Origin of the sequence: Streptomyces corynorhini, assembly GCF_003346515.1 — a bacterium.
GTDB lineage: Bacteria > Actinomycetota > Actinomycetes > Streptomycetales > Streptomycetaceae > Streptomyces > Streptomyces corynorhini.
In genome coordinates this window covers 1-6,953 of record NZ_QQNA01000285.1, presented here as the reverse complement: position 1 = coordinate 6,953, position 6,953 = coordinate 1, and the positions used below count along the sequence as shown (strand labels likewise).

Sequence of the window (6,953 nt, the reverse complement as noted above, 5' to 3'; positions counted from 1 at the left end):
CCTCCGCCCCGTACGCCTCGTCCGCCCCGTACGCCCTGCCCGCCTCGTCCACCCCGTCCGCCCGTGCCGCCCCTTCGGCCCGGTCGTCCTGGCTCTCCGCCGCCGTCAGCGCCCGGAGGTCCCAGGCCAGTTCATCGCCGGGATCGTCCTGGGTGTCCGCCATGTAGTGCGCCAGCGTGCAGCGGTGCAGCGCCCGTCCGCTCTCGCCGATCTCCCCCCAGAGCGCGCCGAGCCGGTTGCGGGCCTCCTCGCGGTCACCGGCGTGGAGGAGCATGACCGCCTGACCGATCCTGGTCATGACGGCGTCCTCCGACGTCTGCTGCCGCTCCATCACTGCCGCCTCCGCTTGCCCGACCGATAAATCCGACAAACAGACGCTAACCGCCAGGGTGGACAATCCCTCTCAGGCTCGGGCGCCGAGCCCCGGCCTGTCGCGTGGATCAGCCCTGCCGCGCCGCCAGGTCCGGGATGCGCCAGTCGATCGGCTCGTGCCCCTGCGCCTCGATCGCCGCGTTGATCTGCGTGAAGGGACGCGAGCCGAAGAACTTCTTCGCCGACAACGGCGAGGGGTGCGCCCCCTTCACCACCACGTGGCGCTCCTCGTCGATCAGCGGAAGCTTCTTCTGCGCGTAGGCGCCCCAGAGCACGAAGACCGCCGGGTCGGGCCGCTCGGCCACGGCGCGGATCACCGCGTCCGTCACCTTCTCCCAGCCCTTGCCCTTGTGCGAGTTGGCCTCGCCCTCGCGGACCGTCAGCACGGCGTTGAGCAGGAGTACCCCCTGCTCGGCCCAGGGCATCAGATATCCGTTGTCCGGGACCGGATGACCCAGCTCCTCCTTCATCTCCTTGTAGATGTTCCGCAAGGAGGGCGGCGTCCTGACACCGGGGCGTACGGAGAAGCACAGGCCGTGCCCCTGGCCCGCTCCGTGATACGGGTCCTGGCCCAGGACCAGCACCTTCACCCGCTCGTACGGAGTCGCTTCGAGCGCCGCGAAGACCTCTTCACGGGGCGGGTAGACCGCGCCCTTCTCCCGCTCCTCCGCCACGAAGCCGGTCAGCTCCTTGACATAGGGCTTCGCCAGCTCCTCGCCGAGAACGCCGCGCCAGGACTCGGGCAGCAGGTCGGTGTCGGTCACGTGAACAACCTCCGGCAATCGATCGCTTGTCGTGTGCTCACGAACCTACCGGGCACCACTGACAACGACCTCCACCAGCTCTTCGTCCGCTTCGGCCGCCCCGTCCGCGTGACCGTCCCGCGGGTCGGCCCATGGACCGGCAGACCGCACCGCCGTGCCCACCGGACCCCTGGGGAGATCCGGTGGGACTTTCGGACAGGCGGCTCTCCGGGGGCTCAGCCCACTCCGGCGTTGAGAGAGATCCCGCCGTCGAGCACAAGTGTCTGCCCGGTGATCCAGTCGGACTGCGCCGAGGTGAGGAAGGCGGCGGCGCCGCCGATGTCCTCGGGCACCCCCAGCCTGCCGAGCGGATACGCGGCGGCGGCCTCGGCCTCCCGGCCCTCGTAGATCGCCTTGGCGAACCTGGTCTTGACGACGGCCGGGGCGATGGCGTTGACGCGCACGACGGGGGCGAACTCGTGGGCCAGCTGGAGCGTCAGATTGACCATGGCGGCCTTGCTCATGCCGTACGCGCCTATGAAGGGCGACGCCGAGACACCGGCGACCGAGGCGATGTTCACGATCGCGCCGCCGTTCTCCCGCTGCCAGGCGTACCAGGTCTGCTGGGCGAAGCCGAGCGCCGAGATGACGTTCGTGTCGTAGACCTTGCGGGCGACGTTCAGGTCGAGTTCGGCCATCGGGCCGAACACCGGGTTCGTACCGGCGTTGTTGACGAGGTAGTCGACCCGGCCGAAGGTCTCCATGACCCGCTCCACGGCCCGCGCCTGGTGGGTCTCGTCATGGGCCTTGCCGGCCACGCCGATGACCCGGGCGGAGCCGAGCCGTTCGACGGCTTCCTTGAGCGCCGCCTCGTCGCGCCCGGTGACGCACACGCGGTCGCCGCGCGCGACGAACGCCTCGGCGACGCCGTACCCGATGCCGCGGCTCGCGCCCGTGATCAGGGCGACCTTCCCGCTGTCGGGCACGTGGCCCGGCCGTTCGGACTGCTTTGTCATGGCCGTCTCCCCCGTTCTCAGTTGAGCGGTCCGCCGGCGACGTACATGACCTGGCCGGAGACGAATCCGGCGTCGTCTCCCGTGAAGAAGGCGATGGCGTTCGCGATGTCCTCCGGCCACCCGACCCGCTGGACCGGGATCTGAGTGGCGGCCGCGGCCTGGAATTCCTCGAAGTCCATGCCGACCCGGGCGGCGGTCCCCGCGGTCATCTCGGTGACGATGAAGCCCGGGGCCACGGCGTTGGCGGTGATGCCGAACTTTCCCAGCTCCTTGGCGAGGGTCTTGGTGAAGCCCTGGAGTCCGGCCTTGACCGTCGCGTAGTTGGCCTGGCCCCGGTTGCCGAGGGCGGAGCTGGAGGAGAGGCTGACGATCCGGCCGAACCCGGCGTCCACCATGTGCTTCTGACAGGTCTTCGACATCAGGAACGCGCCCTTGAGGTGCACGTTCATCACGGTGTCCCAGTCGGACTCGCTCATCTTGAAGAGAAGGTTGTCCCGGAGCACACCCGCGTTGTTGACGAGGATCGTCGGCGCCCCCAGCTCGGTGGCGACCCGCGCGACGGCCGCCTCCACCTGGGCGCTGTCGGAGACGTCGCAGGCGACGGCGAGCGCGCGGCCCCCGTCCGCCGCGATCTTCCCGACGGTGTCCGCGCAGGCCGCCTCGTCGAGGTCGAGTACGGCGACGGCGCGGCCCTCCGCCGCCAGCCGTACGGCGGTGGCGGCGCCAATGCCCCGCGCCGCCCCGGTCACGATGGCTACGCGCTGCTCGGTGGTGGACATCCCTGTTCTCCTCGCCCTAGGCTCCTGCGGCTCTCCCGACCACTGAGCAACCGCTTAGTAGGTCAGCAGTCGTGACGCTAGAAGCCCCGGCACCCGGTGTCAACGGTCAACGGCGCCCGGTGGCCGGATCAGCGGCCGACATCACACCGACGTGTCAGCCGCCGCCCGGCGGTCACCGGCCCCGCCGACCTCGCCGACCTCCCCGACCTCGCCGACCTCGCCGATCGCCCCTCAGCGGACGAGCAGGTCGAGCAGCCGCTCGGCCTCGGCACGCGGGTCGGCCGTCAGCCCGGTGTGCACCGGCCCCGGCTGTACGACGGTCGAGCGCGGCGCGATCAGCCAGCGGAACCGCCGGCCTGCGTCGTCGCCCGCCGCCTGCCCGGCCGCCGTGCCGCCGCCGCAGACCCCCTCGACGGCGCGCAGCGCGGCCCGTACCCCCACGACATCGGCGTCCGGGTCCAGGGCCCTGAGCTTCTCCTCGTCCAGCAGGGTCCTGGCCGCGACGTAGGAGTGTGCGCGGCAGTAGACCAGCACCCCGGCGTTGAAGCACTCGCCCCGCTCGACGCGCGGCACCACGCGCAGCAGCGCGTACTCGTACACGTCCCGCCCGTTCACCGGCCGCCGCCCTTCCCGTCGCGCACGCGCGCCGTTCTCGGCGCCAGCCGGTCGGCGAGCCAGCCGGGCGGGCCCGACGGGGCGTCACGGGCCGGCACGTCGAGGACGATCCGCTCGTGGATCGTCGCGGCCCGCGCGAGCAGCGGCTCCGCGTAGGCGCGGCGCAGCGCCTCGGTCGACGCGAAGCCCGGTTCGTCGGCCAGCCACTCGTCCGGCACCTCGGCGATGACCTCGGCGAGCAGCTCCTCGGTGACCAGCGGCGCCAGCCGCGCCGCGGCCGCGGCGACATCCGGGGCGAAGGGGGCGAGCACATGGTCGGAGGCGTTGTACGGCTTCTCGGCGGAGGCGCGCGCGCCCGGCCAGTTGTGGTGCCAGATCATGGTGGCGCCGTGGTCGATGAGCCACGGATCACCGTGCCAGACGAGCATGTTGGGGTTGCGCCAGGACCGGTCGACATTGTTGATGACGGCGTCGAACCAGACGACACGCCCGGCCTCCTCGGCGTCCACCTCGTACGCCAGCGGATCGAAGCCGATCGATCCGGGCAGGTAGTCCATCCCGAGGTTCAGCCCGCCGCTCGCTTTGAGCAGCTCCTGCACCTCCTGGTCCGGCTCGGAGAGTCCGATCACCGGATCGAGCCACATCCGCACCAGCTCGGGGATCCGCAGCCCCAGCCTGCGCGCGAGCTGTCCGCAGATCACCTCGGCGACCAGCGTCTTGCGGCCCTGCCCGGCGCCGGTGAATTTCATGACGTACGTACCGAGATCGTCGGCCTCGACGATCCCGGGAAGCGAGCCGCCCTCACGCAAGGGCGTGACGTAGCGGGTCGCGACGACTTCCTTCAGCATTTCCCCAGGCCACCCATCTCGTGCGCCTCGTATCGTCCATGGCCCATGCCGAAGGAGGCGGCAGCGGGACTCGGCCGCCTTCGGCCCCGGGGCGGATCCGGGAAGTGTCGACCGGCATCCGGTTCCCCGTCCCCCCGCCCGAACGGCGCGCCCCGTGCTTCCGGCCCTGTCGCCGGCCCTGCTTCCGGCCTCCGGCACGGAGTGAGCATAGTAACCGAGGGTGATCGAGACGCGAGTGCCGCGGCCGGGGGACCGGCCTTCGGGGGGTGGGCGCGAGCAACCGGGGGCGATGCCACAGGCGGGCAGCACGGCCCACGAGCCCCGCCCGCGCCCGTTCCCGCACGCGCGCCCGCCCCGCGCCAGCGGCGTATCAGACCACGGCGAGCCGGTCCACCAGCAGCTCCACCCTGCGCCCGGTGTCCCGCGGCGGCAGCCGTCCCGCCCGGGTCAGGGTCGCCAGCCCGTGCAGGGCCGCCCAGAACACCTCGGCGAACAGCCCCTGTTCGACGCCGTCCCCGGCGACCTCGCCGAGGCTTTCCAGCAGGGCGGCGAAGGCGTCCTTCAGCGGCTCCGGGGTGTCCTCGGCCGCGAACGCCAGACCGCCGTCGAGCCGGAACATGGCGTCGTAGACCGCCGGGTTGCGCTCGGCGAACTCAAGGTAGGCGTGGGCGAGGGCGGCGACCCGGGCGCGAGGGCCGTCCGCGGCGCGGGTCGCGGCCCGCAGCGCCGTGGCCATCTCGGCGGCGCCTTCGAGGGCGACGGCACCGATGATCTCGCGCTTGCCGCGGAAATGGCTGTAGAGGACGGGCTGGCTGTATTCGATGCGCTCGGCGAGCCGACGGGTGGTGACCGCGTCCCAGCCCTGCCGCTCGGCGAGTTCGCGGGCCGTCGCCACGATGAGGCGCTCGCGGCCCGCCCGTTCGCGCTGCTTGCGTTCCTGTACCGACATGATTCGATCCTAGCACTGCTAGACAATCGAGCGTCGACAGCACTAGCGTTGCCGCATCAGTCGGCAGCACTGGATTCCAGGGGGCACCATGCTCAACGCACTTGAGGTCTTCACCACCGTGGTCGTCGGCCTGATGGTGGGGGTGGAGTTCTCCGTCGCCTTCGTCGTCAACCCGATCCTCGACGCCCTCCCCGAGGACAGCGGCCAGCTCGGCCGCGCCCACGGGGGCCGGATGCTCGGCGCTCTGATGCCGGTCTGGTACGTCGGCTCGCTCGTCCTCGTCGTGGCCTGGGCCATCGCCGGATGGCACCACGACGGCGCCGGTCTCGCCGTCGCCGCCGGCGCGCTGCTGATCCTCAGCGTGATCATGTCGGTCCTGCTGCTCGTCCCGATCAACAACCGGGGCAGGACATGGACCCCCGATAATCGGCCCGCCGACTGGAAGCGGCAGACGAACCGCTGGGACCGCTTCCACTACGTCCGCGTCGCCGTCATCGTCGCCGCCTTCACCCTGCTCGTCGCCGCCCTCGCCTGAGCCCGCGGGCCGACACCGCACCGGGCCGCGGCACAGTCCCCGCCTCCCCGGGCGGCAGCGCGGCGGCCCCTGCCGGTCCGCCCGCCCCGCGCGCGTCCGGCCGATCGCCCGACGTGGCCTTCGGCGTCATGGGGGCCATCTCGTCGTGGCAGCGCGCCCGGAGGGCCCGCGGGCGCTCTTCACCGCTCGTCACCGTCGCCCCGGCTTTCCCCTGAGCGGCGAGGGCCGTCCAGGCGGCCGTGGCCGCGGCGGGGAAGTCGCCGCTGACGACGTACGCCCGCGTCAGCGCCTGCCCGGCAGCCGGAACGCCCAGGTCTGCACCGTGGACGCGTCGTCCAGGGGGCTGAAGGCGTAGTTGTCGTACACGCCCTGTTCTGTCAGGCCGCAGGCGTCGGCCGCGGTCCTGATCGTCCCTGGGGTGAGGCGGTACACACGGTGGTGCTCCACGGACTTGAGGTAGGGGGCGGCGGCCTCGGGTGCCGTGCGGACGAACTGGGTCCAGGTGATGTCGCAGCGGACCCCGTCGGGACTGTTCGCGAAGGCCAGGATGAACGCCGTGTCGTCGAAGTCCCCGGCGAGGACATGGCCGCCGCCGTCGCCCGCCATCGTGCCGGGCGACAGGACGTCGAAGACGAACGAGCCTCCCGGGGCCAGCCGCGCCGCGACCGAGCGGAAGGTGGCCGCCAGCTCGGTCTCGGTGAGGTAGTTCAGCGAGGCACCCGGGCTGATGACCGCGTCGAACCACTGGTCGACGGGGATGTCGGGCAGTGTGGCGCACACCAGTGCGGCGTCGGGGCCCAGTCGGGCGCGGGCCCGGTCGAGCATGGCCTCGGAGCGGTCCAGGCCCACCACGTGATGGCCGCGTCCCCGCAGCTCCCCGAGCATCAGGCCCGTACCGCAGGCCAGTTCCAGGACGCTGCCGACGGGCGCGGTGCCGTGGGACCAGAGCCTGGTCAGGAAGTCGGCCTTCTCGTGGTGGGGCTTCTCGCCCCAGCCCCCGACGACGAGTTCGCCGAGCCGGTCGTACGCCGCCGCCACCGTGCTGTACGGCTGAGGAGGCGGGGGCTGGTCGGCCGGGGGCTGGTCGGTCGGGGGC

General features: G+C 72.0%; 8 protein-coding genes and 1 pseudogene. 1 reads left to right on the top strand and 8 read right to left on the bottom strand.

The window, feature by feature from the left end:
- From DVH02_RS29235 to DVH02_RS29205, 7 genes and pseudogenes are all read right to left on the bottom strand, one after another.
- A pseudogene (locus DVH02_RS29235) lies at positions 1-331 on the bottom strand (hypothetical protein); the annotation flags it as partial.
- 109 nt (positions 332-440) lie between these two features.
- On the bottom strand, positions 441-1,136 hold the full coding sequence (locus tag DVH02_RS29230) for a uracil-DNA glycosylase (RefSeq protein ID WP_114626866.1): 696 nt from the start codon (positions 1,134-1,136) through the stop codon (positions 441-443).
- 215 nt (positions 1,137-1,351) lie between these two features.
- Positions 1,352-2,131, bottom strand: a complete 780-nt coding sequence (locus tag DVH02_RS29225) for an SDR family oxidoreductase (protein WP_114626865.1) — start codon at positions 2,129-2,131, stop codon at positions 1,352-1,354.
- Positions 2,132-2,148: 17 nt separating this feature from the next.
- Complete coding sequence (fabG, locus tag DVH02_RS29220; RefSeq protein ID WP_114626864.1) at positions 2,149-2,910, bottom strand: 3-oxoacyl-ACP reductase FabG; 762 nt, start codon at positions 2,908-2,910, stop codon at positions 2,149-2,151.
- 231 nt (positions 2,911-3,141) lie between these two features.
- On the bottom strand, positions 3,142-3,525 hold the full coding sequence (locus DVH02_RS29215) for a DUF3037 domain-containing protein (protein WP_114626863.1): 384 nt from the start codon (positions 3,523-3,525) through the stop codon (positions 3,142-3,144).
- Entirely contained in the window at positions 3,522-4,373 is an 852-nt protein-coding gene (locus DVH02_RS29210; RefSeq protein WP_199566459.1) for a HipA family kinase, read from the bottom strand. The genes DVH02_RS29215 and DVH02_RS29210 overlap by 4 nt, the downstream gene beginning before the upstream one ends.
- 370 nt (positions 4,374-4,743) lie before the next feature.
- Positions 4,744-5,322, bottom strand: coding sequence for a TetR/AcrR family transcriptional regulator (locus tag DVH02_RS29205; protein ID WP_114626862.1), 579 nt, complete (start codon positions 5,320-5,322; stop codon positions 4,744-4,746).
- 88 nt (positions 5,323-5,410) lie between these two features.
- Here DVH02_RS29205 and DVH02_RS29200 point away from each other — a divergent pair, with 88 nt between their 5' ends.
- A complete protein-coding gene (locus DVH02_RS29200; protein WP_114626861.1) occupies positions 5,411-5,857 on the top strand; it encodes a DUF1772 domain-containing protein in 447 nt (148 codons plus the stop codon).
- A 282-nt stretch (positions 5,858-6,139) separates the two neighbouring features.
- Here DVH02_RS29200 and DVH02_RS29195 read toward each other — a convergent pair.
- The coding region (locus DVH02_RS29195) for a class I SAM-dependent DNA methyltransferase (protein WP_147286152.1) at positions 6,140-6,953 on the bottom strand (814 nt) is incomplete at its 5' end.

Coding starts and splice junctions, on each gene's coding strand:
- DVH02_RS29225 (WP_114626865.1), bottom strand. CDS start 2,131: ATGACAAAGCAGTCCGAACGGCCGGGCCACGTGCCCGACAGCGGGAAG.
- fabG (WP_114626864.1), bottom strand. CDS start 2,910: ATGTCCACCACCGAGCAGCGCGTAGCCATCGTGACCGGGGCGGCGCGG.
- DVH02_RS29210 (WP_199566459.1), bottom strand. CDS start 4,373: ATGCTGAAGGAAGTCGTCGCGACCCGCTACGTCACGCCCTTGCGTGAG.
- DVH02_RS29205 (WP_114626862.1), bottom strand. CDS start 5,322: ATGTCGGTACAGGAACGCAAGCAGCGCGAACGGGCGGGCCGCGAGCGC.
- DVH02_RS29200 (WP_114626861.1), top strand. CDS start 5,411: ATGCTCAACGCACTTGAGGTCTTCACCACCGTGGTCGTCGGCCTGATG.